The following is a 15,517-nucleotide window of genomic DNA, read 5'->3' on the forward strand; positions in this document are numbered from 1 at the left end:
TAAGAAGAGTGGATTTTTTATGCCCTGTCTGCGGTAGTAAGACTTGCAACCAAATCAGAGATCAGACACTTCAGATGCAGCAAAAAACGGTATAGCCACAAAGACTATACCGTTTTTTGATTGAGGCCGCCCCTGTTTTCTCCACATAAAGAAATGAAGGGACAAATGCATCTTTTTAGTACTAATTAAAATCGATATCTCCAACACCGGTTTTTAATTTAATCTTGGTGAGGCCATCCTTATTTTTTTCGGTTCGTTCATTTCCCATGAATTCACTTATTTCAGCTTCATAGCTGGAATCCTTAGGTACTTTTAAGCTTATGTCTCCAACGTCAGTCACTGCTTTTATGCTTTCAGCTCCTGTTATGTCGTTAAATACAACATCAATGTCGCCTGTATTTGTAGTGAATTCTGAATTTTTATCGGCAGAAGCTTCGGATACGACTATTTCACCTACATTTGTTATGATATTGTAGGAAGCTTTTGAATTTTTAATGGTGATGTTCCCAACATTGTTGGAAATGTCAAATTCTCCGTTAATTTTTTCGACGAATATATCGCCGACATTTGATGAAATAACTATATTGTTGATATTGTTGGGAACAGCAATTTTTAAGTCGGTAGATATATTGGTATCATCAAGTTTTATCTCTTTAAAAGAAGTATTTATATCAATTGAATCAGAAGTCGTTTCAATAGAATAGATGAAGTCAGAAACCAGCTGTTCTGATTTTTCTGTTGATCCTGTTTTAGCAGTAATATTCAAATCAATGGTTGCTTCATCTGAATCACTTGTTGTAATATCTATATTTCCAACAGAGTTTGTAACCTTTAACATGCTTAATCCCGCAGCATTTATACTGTGTGATTCCAGGCGCTCAGCTTTTTCATTACCCACTGTATTAACAAGCACTTCTGTGAGCTTATTTGTCACATCCTTTACTTTGTCTTCGTCCACTTCATTAATGGATGTACAGCCGCTGAGTGATGATACAGCTAATGCTACTAATAATAAACTTATTATTTTTTTCATAAATTACCCCTTTGATTTAATTTATTTATACAAGTATTACAAATTTATCTTATGTTCAAGAAGATACCCTGAACAAAGCGTTAATACAATTATTTGTACGATTGAAACGATGTTAATTGGCAGAAGTATATAAACTAATTCTGAAGCAGTTGGGTATGAAGCAAATGAACTGTAATATGTTGGTAAAAGGTCAAACAGTTCAGAGGAAATAGTTGAAAGCAGCCAGTTAAGAAGCAGAAAGATTAAAAAACTGAGTGCTCCTCCAAATTTTATTTCTGAAAATATACTTTTCCTTATAGTCATTGCGGTGTAGGCAGTAGTTAAAAAGCTTATTAGGAAAAGCAGAGCCGTGATTAAAAACATAAATATATGACCTAAGTTTAATCCAAAGTTTCCCGATATAAGTTTATTCACAACAACAATAATTTCATTTATTTTTATCATGTTTCCTGACTTATATATAATGTAGGAACCGTTAATCAGTATATATATAAAGTACGTAAATAATATTGCAAATCCCTCAATTACAGCTGTAAAAAGCTTTGATACAATTATTTTGTAACCGCTGTTTGGAGTCATAAACAGCATATATCCAGATTTTTTGTTTAAATCGTCACTATACATTTTCAAAATATCTACAGTATATAGAATACCTACTACTATTGGAAACAAAGAAATAAACAAGATGCTTCCGGACTCGTTGTTTAAAATTAACAGTATATTTGCTGCTAATGATGCTACTGCAGTAATCAGCAGAAGCCTAGATTTTTTAATAAATTCATATTTTATTAAGTTAAGCATTTTTAAAAACCTCCTTATATATTCCCTCAACAGACATTCCTTTAGATATTCTCAGTTCTTCAGCTTCGCCTGATAGTTCAATATTGCCATTTTTAATGAATATAACAGAATCAAGTATTTTTTCTATCTCACTGACCAAATGAGTGGATATCACTATTGTTTTACTTTCATTGTATGTTCTTGTTATCAAATCCATAATTATGTCTCTGGACAGCACGTCTACACCGTTCAAAGGCTCATCCAGCATATACAAATCAACATCTCTTGACAATGCCAGGGCAACCTTTAGTTTTCCAACCAGTCCGGAAGATAGCTTGGAAACTTTAAATTCTTTATCCACATTAATTTCGCTCAATATATTGAAGGCATATTCCTCTCGAAAATCTTTGTACATGTTCGCGTAAAATTTTATGGCATCTTTGACCTTGAAAGATTCACAAATAAAATTTTCAGTTGGCATATACGATAATTCGGACTTGGATTTATAGGACAACGGATTACCGTTTAATAAAATTTGTCCTGAAGACTGCTTGTGCAAACCGGCAATAACTTTCATCAATGTTGTTTTACCACTGCCGTTTGGGCCCAAAAGCCCGTAAATTTTGCCATGCTCCAAATTAAAGCTCACATTATTCAAAGCTGTTTTGCTATTATATTTTTTATTTAGATTTTTTACCTCTAGCAATTGCATTATACATTTTCCTCCATACTATTGTCTTCTTCAATAAATTTAATCATATCTTTTTTTGTGTATCCTATTTGATGCATTCCGCTAGTGAACACTTTTATCAACTTTCCAGCCATTTCATATCTCAAACGGTCAATTTTTTCAGGGCTTTCAGTAATAAAAGTTCCAACCCCTCTTTTTGTAAATAAAATTTCTTCCATTTCCATCTCCTTATAAACTCTTGCGACTGTATTAAAATTGATACCAAGCTCATTAGCAAAATCTCTCGAGGACGGCATTTTATCTCCGAGATTAAGTTTTTTTGAAACTATATCCTGCTTTATTTTTTCCATAACCTGCAAATAAATCGGTATGTTATTATTAAATTCCATGCTTCACCCACTCAATCATAGTATATTAGTATCATAGTTAAATAGTACACTAATACTTATTTTAAGTCAACTACTTTTGTGTTAATAAATTGTAACAATATTGATTAGATTATTCAATAATTCTTGACACCAAATTATTAAAGGTATATACTTCAAGCAACTATTTTTAAGGAACAGATAACTAATCGAATAAAGTATAATAAATGAGACAATTATATTTTTTAATTATTATGGAGGGTTTATGCATAAGAAATTATTTATTCCCGGACCTGTTGAAGTAAAGCAGGAGATATTAAATAAAATGGCGACTCCTATGATAGGACATAGAAGTAAGGAAGCTTCAAAACTACAAAGAGATATATCAGATAAACTAAGAAAATTATTTTATACAGAAAATGAAATACTCCTTTCTACCTCCTCCGGAAGTGGATTGATGGAGGCTGCAGTTCGATGTTGTACTAAAAACAGAGCTGCAGTTTTCTCAATAGGGTCTTTTGGAGATAGATGGCATAAAATGGCGAGATCGAATGGAATTGAAGCCGATCTTTTTAAATCAGAGCCCGGCGGAATTACAGAGCCGGAAATTGTTGACGAAGTATTGTCAACTGGAAAGTATGACTTGATAACGGTAACTCACAATGAAACATCAACGGGAGTTATGAATCCATTAGAAGAAATCAGCAATGTTGTAAGAAAATATCCAGATGTAATATTTTGTGTAGATACTGTAAGTTCCGCTGGAGGAGTGAAGATTGAAGTTGATAAGCTTAAAATAGACATCTGCATAACTTCTTCACAAAAAGCCCTTGGACTTCCTCCTGGGCTTTCCATATGTACTTTATCTGAAAGAGCTGTTGAAAAAGCAAGAGGAGTTAAAAACAGGGGATACTATTTAGATTTGGTGAGCCTGTATGATGCAATAAAGAAAAAAGACTACCAATATCCTTCAACTCCAAATTTATCTCTGATGTTTGCGCTTGATTACCAGCTTGACCGTATAATGCAAGAAGGTCTGGATAACAGGTTCAAACGTCATCAGGAGATGGCAGAATACACAAGAGAGTGGGCAAAGCGAAACTTTGAATTATTTGCTGAAGAAAAAAATGCTTCTGTAACTTTGACTACAATCAAAAACACCAGGGGAATAAGTGTTAAGGACCTTAATGAAGAACTTGGGAAAAAGGGGTTTGCTATATCTAACGGCTACGGAGAATTGAAGGAGAAAACTTTCAGAATCGCACACATGGCAGATTTGAATTTGAATGATCTAAAAGAATTACTCACAGTAATTGAGGAGATTTTATCCATTTCTTGACGAGAAAATTCCTTTATAGTAATATAGTCTGGAAATGAGGGATATAATGTATGATTTAAACAAAATTAATGACTGCCTCAATACGAAAGCAATTGGAAGAACCATAATACAATACGATTTATTGACTTCCACACACTCAAAGGCTAAAAGCATATTTGCAACATGTCCAGACGGAGCTGTTGTATTATGTGAAGATCAGGAGAAATGGCGAGTAAGAATGGGAAAAGAATGGATGTGCTATCCTGAAAAAAACATCTATTTAAGCATAATTTTAAAGCCCATGGCAAATGTTCATCCTGTATCAAAGTACGACATATTAGCATGCGCGTCAATTTGCGAAGCGTTAAATGAGTTATATAAAATAGACAGCAGCATAAGATGGCCAAATGATATTTTTGTAGGAGTGAACAAGATTTCATCAGTAAGCAGTGGCCTAATAGGGAAAAAAAATAAAGTTGATGGAGTTATAATATCACTGGGCATTAATGCGAATATTAACAAAGAAGAATTAAATGAAGAAATAAGAGATAAAGCAACCTCTTTAATGATTGAAACTTCTGCGGAAATTGACAGAGAAGCCCTTATAGGGATGATTTTAAACAAGATAGAGGGATATTGCCGAGGACTCTCAAGTGGAGAGAAAAAATTAAGTGCAGCCTACATTTTTAATAAAAAATCTGTTATTACAGGTAAAAATATTGAAATAATAAAAAAAGGAAAGAAAACAAAAAGAAAAGTTTATGCAAGAGGAATTGATGAAAAAGGCTGGCTTATTGTTATTAATGACAAAGGAAATGAAGAAATATTAAATCCGGGAGAGACAATTATAACATATGAACAAAATGCTTAAAATTGGCAGTGTTGAGTTAGCTGCAAATATAGTTCTTGCACCTATGGCAGGAGTAACGGATATCACTTATAGGACAATATGCAAAGAAATGGGAGCCGGTCTTGTGTGCACAGAAATGGTAAGTGCAAAAGGATTGTACTATAAAGATGTTAAAACTAAAAGGCTTATGAAAATAAATGAAAAAAACCGCCCGGTTTCCCTTCAGATATTTGGAAGCGATCCTGATATAATGGCTTATGTTGTGAATGATTATATAAATAATAGGAAGGATATAGATATAATAGATATTAACATGGGATGTCCGACGCCTAAAATAGTCAAGAATGGTGATGGAAGCGCTCTGATGAGATCTCCGAAACTGGCAGGTGAAATAGTAAATAAAATCAAGAAGATTTCCGTAAAGCCTGTTACGGTTAAAATAAGGTCTGGATGGGATTCTAACAATATAAATGCTCCTGAGTTTGCAAAGGTATTAGAGTATAATGGAGCTGATATGATTGCTGTGCACGGCAGGACAAGAGAGCAATTTTATACGGGAAGAGCTGATTATAATGTAATAAAAAAAGTAAAAGAAAGTGTAAATATTCCTATAGTTGGAAACGGAGATATCTATAGTCCCCAAGATGCTGTAAAAATGTCTGAAGCCACCAGTTGTGACGGAGTAATGGTTGCGAGAGGTATACTAGGAAATCCGTGGCTTATTATGAATATTGCTAAAATATTTAGCGGAAATGACGACTTTTTTGAACCGACAGTCAAGGATAAAATTCAAATGATAAAAAGGCATGCATTGATGCTTGTGGATGAGCTTGACGAAAAGATTGCAATACTTGAAATGAGAAAATTTGCTGCATGGTATATGAAAGGAATGAAGAATTCCTCCGAGACTAGAAATAAAATAAATAAAATAACGACAGCTGATGATATGCTCGGTGTTTTGAATGAGTATATAAAAGCAATAGAAGTGTTTTAAAATAGTAAACAAAAATCTTGACATTTTTAAGTTCCTTGATTATAATGTTTTAATTAATTGAAAGAATTACCAATCAAATTATCATATTATATTAAATCTATAATAAAATAGATATACATCATGCTTTATATAATATAATTGATAAAATGCATTAATTTTGTAGAAAGCAACAACATTAAAAGGAGCAATAATTATGAGGAATAATGAGACTTTGATTACTGCAGAGGGTTTGGAAGAATTAAAAAACGAATTAGAATTTTTGAAACTCACAAAGAGAAAAGAGATTTCCGAAAAAATTAAAGTTGCATTGGCATTTGGGGATATCAGTGAAAATGCTGAGTATGACGAAGCAAAAAACGAGCAGGCAAACGTTGAAGCGAGAATTGCAAAAATTGAACAAATGATAAAAAACGTAAAACTTATTAAGACGGGGAAACAAAAAGGAGTAATAAGTATAGGTTCAAAGGTTACAATAAAAGATCTGGAATTTGACGAAACTATGGAATACATAATAGTAGGTTCTGCCGAAGCCGATCCGTTTAAGGGAAAAATATCAAATGTATCACCGTTGGGCAAAGCATTGATTGGGCAAAAAATAGGAGATATAATTGAAGTTGCATCTCCGGCAGGAGATGTGATAAAATATGAAATACTCACAGTATAAATGAATTAAAATAATTAAACATATGATAAGGTGGTGCTAGTGTTGAGTGAACAACAAACTGGAGATTTAAGGCAGGTAAGAGTAGATAAATTAAAGGATTTAGTAAATGCTGACAGAGATCCGTATAAAATTTCAAAGTATGAGGTAACTTCTAACTCTCAATACATAAAAGACAATTATGAGGAGATGGAAGGAAAAATTGTTTCCGTTGCCGGTAGAATTATGTCTAAAAGAGGGCAAGGCAAGGTAGGATTTTATGATATACAGGATCATTTAGGCAGAATTCAGATGTTTGCTAAAAAGGATCTAATTGGTGAGGAAGAATACAAATGGCTTAAAACTTATGATATAGGAGATATAATAGGTGTTAAGGGAGAAGTCTTCAAAACAAAGACAGGCGAGGTTTCAATTAAAGCTGCAGAAGTTAAGCTTCTCTCAAAGTCATTACAGACGCTGCCTGAAAAATTTCACGGTTTGAAAGATACGGATTTAAGATATAGACAAAGATATGTTGATTTGATTGTTAATCCTGAAATTAAGGATGTATTCATGATGCGCAATAAAATAATAAGAGGCATTAGAGAATACTTAGACGGAGAAGGATATCTAGAAGTTGAAACTCCAATTCTCAGCCCTATTGCAGGAGGAGCAAATGCAAGGCCATTTGTAACTCATCACAACACTCTTGATATTGATATGTATATGCGTATTGCTAATGAGCTTTTCTTAAAGAGGCTTGTAGTCGGCGGTTTAGGCGACGGTGTTTATGAGATGGGCAAAATGTTTAGAAATGAAGGAATGGATGCAAACCATAATCCTGAATATACAGCTATGGAAGTGTATAAACCATACGCAGACTTTAATGATATGATGACACTTACTGAAAACATAGTGGCATATGTAGCTAAAAAAGCTAGGGGAACAACAAAAATAGAATTCCAGGGAAAGGTAATAGACTTTACACCTCCATGGAAAAGAGTAAAAATGCAGGATATGGTAAAGGAAGTAACCGGAATAGACTTTGATTTGATTAATACCGATGAAGAAGCTATAGAAATTGCAAAACAAAAGGGTATAGAAATTAAGCCTTTGATGACAAGAGGGCATGTAATAAGTGAAATGTTTGAAGAGTTTTGCGAAGCATACCTTGAGCAACCTACATTTGTAACTCATCATCCTGTTGAGATATCACCTCTTGCAAAGAGAAATACTGAGGATACAAGGCTTACAGATAGGTTTGAAGCATTTGCGAATACATGGGAAATTGCTAATGCATTTTCGGAGCTTAATGATCCTATTGACCAGAGAGAAAGATTCGAAGAACAGCTAAAACAAAAAGAAGCAGGTGACGATGAAGCTCACATGATGGATAATGACTTCATTAATGCAATTGAAGTAGGGCTTCCTCCTACAGGCGGACTTGGGATTGGTGTTGATAGAGTAATAATGCTGATTACAAATCAGCCGACTATAAGAGACATTATTTTGTTCCCAACAATGAAACCTATAGATTAGCATAAAAGGCAACGTGACAGAGCAGTTAATCTGCTCTGTTTTTATTTTTGCAGCACACCCATTTGTTAAAAATTACCGCTTAATGTATGTTGACAAAAACATACACCGGTGGTAAACTATCAAAGCTGTGTTTCGCTTGACACAAGTGGAACGCAAGAAAATATTGGCAGTTGACAATAAGAATAAAATATTGTAAACTGCACAAGCTGTCTCAAGAAAGAGACAATAGAAAAAATGGCATAAAAAAATTCTTGACAAGCTAAGTCAAAGATGATAAACTATCAAAGTTGTCTCAAATGACGACAAGCAAATAAAGAAAAGAAGCTTGAAAAAAGAAGTAAAAACTTCTTGACGAGCAAGAACAAATGTGATAAGCTATATAAGCTGTCTCGAAAGAGCAGCTGTCAAGAAAAAATAAGTTAAAAAATTCTTGACAAGCTAAAGTGAATGTGATAAACTACCAAAGCTGTCTCGGACGACAGCGAAGAACCTAGACAATAAAACAGCATAAGAACCTTTGAGAGTTCAAAGAAAAAAAGAACCAAAGTAAAGAAAGACAAAGATAAGCTAAGCGCTATCTTGAGCAAGAATATAAAACGAGAGTTTGATCCTGGCTCAGGACGAACGCTGGCGGCGTGCCTAACACATGCAAGTCGAACGAAGTATGTTTTTCGGAATATACTTAGTGGCGGACGGGTGAGTAACGCGTGAACAATCTGCCCTGTACAAAGGAATAGCCTCGGGAAACCGGGATTAAAACCATATAACACTTGATGACCGCATGGTCGATGAGTCAAATCGTTAGAGGTATAGGATGAGTTCGCGTCTGATTAGCTAGTTGGTGGGGTAAAGGCCTACCAAGGCGACGATCAGTAGCCGGCCTGAGAGGGTGAACGGCCACACTGGAACTGAGACACGGTCCAGACTCCTACGGGAGGCAGCAGTGGGGAATATTGCACAATGGGGCAAACCCTGATGCAGCGACGCCGCGTGAGTGAAGAAGGTTTTCGGATCGTAAAACTCTGTCCTTGGTGAAGAAAAAAATGACAGTAGCCAAGGAGGAAGCCCCGGCTAACTACGTGCCAGCAGCCGCGGTAATACGTAGGGGGCGAGCGTTGTCCGGATTTACTGGGCGTAAAGGGTGAGTAGGCGGTAGTATGTGTCAGATGTAAAAGGCTAAGGCTTAACCATAGTTAGCATTTGAAACTGTATTACTTGAGTGCAGGAGAGGTAAGCGGAATTCCTAGTGTAGCGGTGAAATGCGTAGATATTAGGAGGAACACCAGTGGCGAAGGCGGCTTACTGGACTGTAACTGACGCTGAGTCACGAAAGCGTGGGTAGCAAACAGGATTAGATACCCTGGTAGTCCACGCTGTAAACGATGAGTGCTAGGTGTTGGCCAGCGATGGTCAGTGCCGAAGTAAACACAATAAGCACTCCGCCTGGGGAGTACGGTCGCAAGACTGAAACTCAAAGGAATTGACGGGGACCCGCACAAGCAGCGGAGCATGTGGTTTAATTCGAAGCAACGCGAAGAACCTTACCAAGGCTTGACATCCCCTTGACCAGTGCAGAGATGTACTCTCTTCTTCGGAAGCAAGGGAGACAGGTGGTGCATGGTTGTCGTCAGCTCGTGTCGTGAGATGTTGGGTTAAGTCCCGCAACGAGCGCAACCCTTATCCTTAGTTGCCAGCAGGTAAAGCTGGGCACTCTAAAGAGACTGCCGATGATAAATCGGAGGAAGGTGGGGATGACGTCAAATCATCATGCCCCTTATGTCTTGGGCTACACACGTGCTACAATGGTCGGTACAAAGGGAAGCGAAAGAGCAATCCGGAGCAAATCCCAATAAACCGATCCCAGTTCGGATTGTAGGCTGCAACTCGCCTACATGAAGTCGGAGTTGCTAGTAATCGCGAATCAGAATGTCGCGGTGAATGCGTTCCCGGGTCTTGTACACACCGCCCGTCACACCATGGAAGTTGGTAATACCCGAAGTCGCTGAGCTAACCGCAAGGAGGCAGGCGCCGAAGGTAGGATCAATGACTGGGGTGAAGTCGTAACAAGGTAGCCGTATCGGAAGGTGCGGCTGGATCACCTCCTTTCTAAGGAGAACTAAAGGACTTATGCTGTTTTATTGCTTGCTTTAAAAAAAAGTAAAGCAAGACTGAAGGATACAGTATAAAACCACAGAACTTTGAAAATTGCATAGGAAAATGAAAAGAGAAGACATTAGTTAAATTCAAATTTTAAATAATAAATACAATTTAACCAAAAAAAAATGTTATGAAGACATAACAATGACAAACAGGTCAAGATAGAAAGGGCTAAGGGCGAATGCCTTGGCACTGGGAGCCGAAGAAGGACGTGGCAAACTACGAAATGCTGCGGGGAGGCGTAAGCAGCCGATAATCCGCAGATATCCGAATGAGGAAACTCACATAAGGTAAACCTTATGTATCATACAGTGAATAAATAGCTGTATGAGGGGAACGAGGGGAACTGAAACATCTAAGTACCCTTAGGAAGAGAAAATAAAAAATGATTCCGTAAGTAGCGGCGAGCGAAAGCGGAAGAGCCCAAACCAAGTAGAAATACTTGGGGTTGAGGACATATCAAAGAGACAGAAAACTGTAGCCGAAGAGAGCTGGAAAGCTCCTCCAAAGAATGTGATAGACACGTAAGCAAAACAGTTTGAAGCGAGGATATGATCCAGAGTACCACGGGACACGAGGAATCTTGTGGGAAGCAGGGAGGACCACCTCCCAAGGCTAAATACTACCCAGTGACCGATAGAGAATAGTACCGTGAGGGAAAGGTGAAAAGAACCCCGGGAGGGGAGTGAAAAAGAACCTGAAACCCTGAGCCTAAAAACAGTGGAAGCACAAAAGTGTGACCGCGTACTTTTTGTAGAACGGGCCAACGAGTTACAATATGCAGCAAGGTTAATAACCAAAGGTTAGGAGCCGAAGAGAAATCGAGTCTGAAAAGGGCGAAAGTTGCATGTTGTAGACCCGAAACCGGGTGACCTATCCATGTGCAGGTTGAAGCTAGAGTAAAATCTGGTGGAGGACCGAACCCATTAGCGTTTAAAAGCTACGGGATGACGTGTGGATAGCGGTGAAATTCCAATCGAACCCGGAGATAGCTGGTTCTCCTCGAAATAGCTTTAGGGCTAGCCTCAAGTAAGTATAGTGGGGGTAGAGCACTGAATGGTCTAGGGGCGTTATACGTTACCAAAACCTATCAAACTCCGAATACCATATATATGTTGCTAGGGAGTCAGACTATGTGAGATAAGTTTCATAGTCAAAAGGGAAACAGCCCAGATCACCAACTAAGGTCCCAAAATATAGATTAAGTGGAAAAGGATGTAAAACTACACAGACAACCAGGATGTTGGCTTAGAAGCAGCCATTCATTAAAAGAGTGCGTAATAGCTCACTGGTCGAGTGGTTTTGCGCCGAAGATGTCCGGGGCTAAAATCTATTACCGAAGTTGTGGGATACCAATAGGTATCGGTAGAGGAGCATTGTGTACGGATAGAAGCACTACCGAAAGGAGTCGTGGACTGTACAGAAGAGAGAATGTTGGCATGAGTAGCGAAAGGTGAGTGAGAATCTCACCCATCGAAAGCCTAAGGATTCCTGAGGAAGGCTCGTCCACTCAGGGTAAGTCGGGACCTAAGCCGAGGCCAAAAGGCGTAGGCGATGGACAACTGGTTGAAATTCCAGTACCACCTTTAAGCGTTTGAGAAATGGGGTGACACAGGAGGGTAAGCTGGCGCACAGCTGGAAAAGTGCGTCTAAGTAAGTAGGGAGACGATACAGGCAAATCCGTAACGTCAATCCTGAGATACGAATGGGAGCGAAAATAAGTAGTGAAGCAGCTGAGCCCACACTGTCAAGAAAAGCCTCTATCGAGCAAGAAGGTGCCCGTACCGTAAACCGACACAGGTAGGCAAGGAGAGAATCCAAAGATGAGCGGAAGAACTATTGTTAAGGAACTAGGCAAAATGACCCCGTAACTTCGGGAGAAGGGGTGCCCTTCAGAGTGAAGACAGAACTGTTGGAGCTTAGAAGGGCCACAGAAAACAGGCCCAAGCGACTGTTTACCAAAAACACAGGTATCTGCTAAATCGAAAGATGAAGTATAGGTGCTGACACCTGCCCGGTGCTGGAAGGTTAAGGGGAGAAGTCATCGAAAGAGAAGCTTTGAACTTAAGCCCCAGTAAACGGCGGCCGTAACTATAACGGTCCTAAGGTAGCGAAATTCCTTGTCGGGTAAGTTCCGACCCGCACGAAAGGTGTAACGATTTGGGCACTGTCTCAACAATAGATCCGGTGAAATTGTAGTACTCGTGAAGATGCGAGTTACCCGCGGCAGGACGGAAAGACCCCATGGAGCTTTACTGCAGGCTGACATTGGAATTCGGTAGCAATTGTACAGAATAGGTGGGAGGCAGAGAAATCGGTACGCCAGTATCGGTGGAGCCAACGTTGGGATACCACTCTATTGTTACTGAATTTCTAACATGATACCGTGAACCGGTATATGGACACTGTCAGTTGGGCAGTTTGACTGGGGCGGTCGCCTCCGAAAGAGTAACGGAGGCGCTCAAAGGTTCCCTCAGCACGGTCGGAAATCGTGCGAAGAGTGTAAAGGCAGAAGGGAGCTTGACTGCGAGAGAGACATCTCGAGCAGGAACGAAAGTTGGACTTAGTGATCCGGTGGCACCGAGTGGAAAGGCCATCGCTTAACGGATAAAAGCTACCCTGGGGATAACAGGCTTATCTCCCCCAAGAGTCCACATCGACGGGGAGGTTTGGCACCTCGATGTCGGCTCGTCTCATCCTGGGGCTGAAGCAGGTCCCAAGGGTTGGGCTGTTCGCCCATTAAAGAGGCACGCGAGCTGGGTTCAGAACGTCGTGAGACAGTTCGGTCCCTATCCGCCGTGGGCGCAGGAAATTTGAAGGGAGCTGTTCCTAGTACGAGAGGACCGGAATGGACAGACCGCCGGTGCATCAGTTGTCACGCCAGTGGCATAGCTGAGTAGCTGAGTCTGGATTAGATAAGCGCTGAAAGCATCTAAGCGCGAAACTAGCCCTAAGATAAGATTTCCCATCACGCAAGTGAGTAAGACCCCCGATATGTTAACGGGTTGATAGGTTGCATGTGTAAGTGCAGCAATGCATTCAGCTGAGCAATACTAATAGGTCGAGGTCTTGACCTCAAAGATGCCCTAACCCAATATTTTCGACTAAAAGGAGAAAAAAATTGAAGGTAGGTCATTCGCAACGAATTCCCAATTTATGCGACGCAAGGAGCAAGTAAATTGGTGAATGAGACTGCGCAAAAATGTCTAATCTAAAAATTCCTATGCGATTTTGAAAGTTCTGAAAGAACTTTTATATATCTGGTGACAATAGCGAAGAGGACACACCCGTACCCATCTCGAACACGGAAGTTAAGCTCTTCAGCGCTGATGATACTTGGCGGGCAACTGCCTGGGAAAGTAAGACGTCGCCGGGTATGACCTAACCCGATTTTTCAGAGTTTTGTTCTGAAAAATCGATGGTAGGTAAACCGCAATGAGTTTTAAGCGGAAAATTAAATAATAAAATATTTCTTGACAACATATGACAAGTATGTTAGACTAAAAAAGCTTCGAAATAGAAGCGAAGAACCTAGACAATAAAACAGCATAAGAACCTTTGAGAGTTCAAAGAAAAAAAGAACCAAAGTAAAGAAAGACAAAGATAAGCTAAGCGCTATCTTGAGCAAGAATATAAAACGAGAGTTTGATCCTGGCTCAGGACGAACGCTGGCGGCGTGCCTAACACATGCAAGTCGAACGAAGTATGTTTTTCGGAATATACTTAGTGGCGGACGGGTGAGTAACGCGTGAACAATCTGCCCTGTACAAAGGAATAGCCTCGGGAAACCGGGATTAAAACCATATAACACTTGATGACCGCATGGTTGATGAGTCAAATCGTTAGAGGTATAGGATGAGTTCGCGTCTGATTAGCTAGTTGGTGGGGTAAAGGCCTACCAAGGCGACGATCAGTAGCCGGCCTGAGAGGGTGAACGGCCACACTGGAACTGAGACACGGTCCAGACTCCTACGGGAGGCAGCAGTGGGGAATATTGCACAATGGGGAAACCCTGATGCAGCGACGCCGCGTGAGTGAAGAAGGTTTTCGGATCGTAAAACTCTGTCCTTGGTGAAGAAAAAAATGACAGTAGCCAAGGAGGAAGCCCCGGCTAACTACGTGCCAGCAGCCGCGGTAATACGTAGGGGGCGAGCGTTGTCCGGATTTACTGGGCGTAAAGGGTGAGTAGGCGGTAGTATGTGTCAGATGTAAAAGGCTAAGGCTTAACCATAGTTAGCATTTGAAACTGTATTACTTGAGTGCAGGAGAGGTAAGCGGAATTCCTAGTGTAGCGGTGAAATGCGTAGATATTAGGAGGAACACCAGTGGCGAAGGCGGCTTACTGGACTGTAACTGACGCTGAGTCACGAAAGCGTGGGTAGCAAACAGGATTAGATACCCTGGTAGTCCACGCTGTAAACGATGAGTGCTAGGTGTTGGCCAGCGATGGTCAGTGCCGAAGTAAACACAATAAGCACTCCGCCTGGGGAGTACGGTCGCAAGACTGAAACTCAAAGGAATTGACGGGGACCCGCACAAGCAGCGGAGCATGTGGTTTAATTCGAAGCAACGCGAAGAACCTTACCAAGGCTTGACATCCCCTTGACCAGTGCAGAGATGTACTCTCTTCTTCGGAAGCAAGGGAGACAGGTGGTGCATGGTTGTCGTCAGCTCGTGTCGTGAGATGTTGGGTTAAGTCCCGCAACGAGCGCAACCCTTATCCTTAGTTGCCAGCAGGTAAAGCTGGGCACTCTAAAGAGACTGCCGATGATAAATCGGAGGAAGGTGGGGATGACGTCAAATCATCATGCCCCTTATGTCTTGGGCTACACACGTGCTACAATGGTCGGTACAAAGGGAAGCGAAAGAGCAATCCGGAGCAAATCCCAATAAACCGATCCCAGTTCGGATTGTAGGCTGCAACTCGCCTACATGAAGTCGGAGTTGCTAGTAATCGCGAATCAGAATGTCGCGGTGAATGCGTTCCCGGGTCTTGTACACACCGCCCGTCACACCATGGAAGTTGGTAATACCCGAAGTCGCTGAGCTAACCGCAAGGAGGCAGGCGCCGAAGGTAGGATCAATGACTGGGGTGAAGTCGTAACAAGGTAGCCGTATCGGAAGGTGCGGCTGGATCACCTCCTTTCTAA

9 protein-coding genes and 4 rRNA genes are annotated in these 15,517 nt (G+C 40.1%); 9 read left to right on the forward strand and 4 right to left on the reverse strand.

Going from position 1 to position 15,517, the window contains the following annotated elements; translation table 11 throughout:
• Positions 1-181 precede the first annotated feature (181 nt).
• From RBQ61_RS04440 to RBQ61_RS04455, 4 genes are read right to left on the reverse strand one after another with little or no spacing between them, the layout of a single operon-like run.
• Positions 182-1,033 (reverse strand): hypothetical protein, encoded by an 852-nt coding sequence (locus RBQ61_RS04440; protein WP_308139316.1) that lies wholly within the window; start codon positions 1,031-1,033, stop codon positions 182-184.
• Positions 1,034-1,069: 36 nt separating this feature from the next.
• Positions 1,070-1,834, reverse strand: a complete 765-nt coding sequence (locus tag RBQ61_RS04445) for a hypothetical protein (protein WP_213926097.1) — start codon at positions 1,832-1,834, stop codon at positions 1,070-1,072.
• Complete coding sequence (locus RBQ61_RS04450) at positions 1,827-2,525, reverse strand: ABC transporter ATP-binding protein (protein WP_308139317.1); 699 nt, start codon at positions 2,523-2,525, stop codon at positions 1,827-1,829. The genes RBQ61_RS04445 and RBQ61_RS04450 overlap by 8 nt, the downstream gene beginning before the upstream one ends.
• A complete protein-coding gene (locus RBQ61_RS04455) occupies positions 2,525-2,893 on the reverse strand; it encodes a GntR family transcriptional regulator (RefSeq protein ID WP_308139318.1) in 369 nt (122 codons plus the stop codon). Before RBQ61_RS04455 ends, RBQ61_RS04450 begins: the two co-directional genes overlap by 1 nt.
• 241 nt (positions 2,894-3,134) lie before the next feature.
• On the opposite strand from RBQ61_RS04455, the gene RBQ61_RS04460 reads away from it, so the two are divergent.
• The 9 genes from RBQ61_RS04460 to RBQ61_RS04500 all read left to right on the forward strand — a co-directional run bounded on the left by RBQ61_RS04460 (position 3,135) and on the right by RBQ61_RS04500 (position 15,513).
• Positions 3,135-4,208, forward strand: a complete 1,074-nt coding sequence (locus tag RBQ61_RS04460; RefSeq protein WP_308139319.1) for an alanine--glyoxylate aminotransferase family protein — start codon at positions 3,135-3,137, stop codon at positions 4,206-4,208.
• A gap of 46 nt (positions 4,209-4,254) precedes the next feature.
• Positions 4,255-5,058, forward strand: a complete 804-nt coding sequence (locus tag RBQ61_RS04465) for a biotin--[acetyl-CoA-carboxylase] ligase (protein ID WP_308139320.1) — start codon at positions 4,255-4,257, stop codon at positions 5,056-5,058.
• Positions 5,042-6,031, forward strand: a complete 990-nt coding sequence (dusB, locus tag RBQ61_RS04470) for a tRNA dihydrouridine synthase DusB (RefSeq protein ID WP_308139321.1) — start codon at positions 5,042-5,044, stop codon at positions 6,029-6,031. Before RBQ61_RS04465 ends, dusB begins: the two co-directional genes overlap by 17 nt.
• 190 nt (positions 6,032-6,221) lie before the next feature.
• Entirely contained in the window at positions 6,222-6,695 is a 474-nt protein-coding gene (gene greA / locus RBQ61_RS04475) for a transcription elongation factor GreA (protein ID WP_374049909.1), read from the forward strand.
• 39 nt (positions 6,696-6,734) lie between these two features.
• On the forward strand, positions 6,735-8,210 hold the full coding sequence (gene lysS / locus RBQ61_RS04480; protein WP_308139323.1) for a lysine--tRNA ligase: 1,476 nt from the start codon (positions 6,735-6,737) through the stop codon (positions 8,208-8,210).
• A gap of 592 nt (positions 8,211-8,802) precedes the next feature.
• A 16S ribosomal RNA gene (locus RBQ61_RS04485) occupies positions 8,803-10,316 on the forward strand.
• A 205-nt stretch (positions 10,317-10,521) separates the two neighbouring features.
• Positions 10,522-13,444 (forward strand): 23S ribosomal RNA (locus RBQ61_RS04490).
• 182 nt (positions 13,445-13,626) lie between these two features.
• Positions 13,627-13,743 (forward strand): 5S ribosomal RNA (gene rrf / locus RBQ61_RS04495).
• A 257-nt stretch (positions 13,744-14,000) separates the two neighbouring features.
• Positions 14,001-15,513: ribosomal RNA gene (locus tag RBQ61_RS04500) — 16S ribosomal RNA — on the forward strand.
• Together the 16S, 23S and 5S rRNA genes form the textbook arrangement of a ribosomal RNA operon.
• Positions 15,514-15,517 lie beyond the last annotated feature (4 nt).

This window comes from Sedimentibacter sp. MB35-C1 (assembly GCF_030913635.1).
In the GTDB taxonomy this organism is placed as follows: domain Bacteria; phylum Bacillota; class Clostridia; order Tissierellales; family Sedimentibacteraceae; genus Sedimentibacter.

Coding starts and splice junctions, on each gene's coding strand:
- RBQ61_RS04440 (WP_308139316.1), bottom strand. CDS start 1,033: ATGAAAAAAATAATAAGTTTATTATTAGTAGCATTAGCTGTATCATCA.
- RBQ61_RS04445 (WP_213926097.1), bottom strand. CDS start 1,834: ATGCTTAACTTAATAAAATATGAATTTATTAAAAAATCTAGGCTTCTG.
- RBQ61_RS04450 (WP_308139317.1), bottom strand. CDS start 2,525: ATGCAATTGCTAGAGGTAAAAAATCTAAATAAAAAATATAATAGCAAA.
- RBQ61_RS04455 (WP_308139318.1), bottom strand. CDS start 2,893: ATGGAATTTAATAATAACATACCGATTTATTTGCAGGTTATGGAAAAA.
- RBQ61_RS04460 (WP_308139319.1), top strand. CDS start 3,135: ATGCATAAGAAATTATTTATTCCCGGACCTGTTGAAGTAAAGCAGGAG.
- RBQ61_RS04465 (WP_308139320.1), top strand. CDS start 4,255: ATGTATGATTTAAACAAAATTAATGACTGCCTCAATACGAAAGCAATT.
- dusB (WP_308139321.1), top strand. CDS start 5,042: ATGAACAAAATGCTTAAAATTGGCAGTGTTGAGTTAGCTGCAAATATA.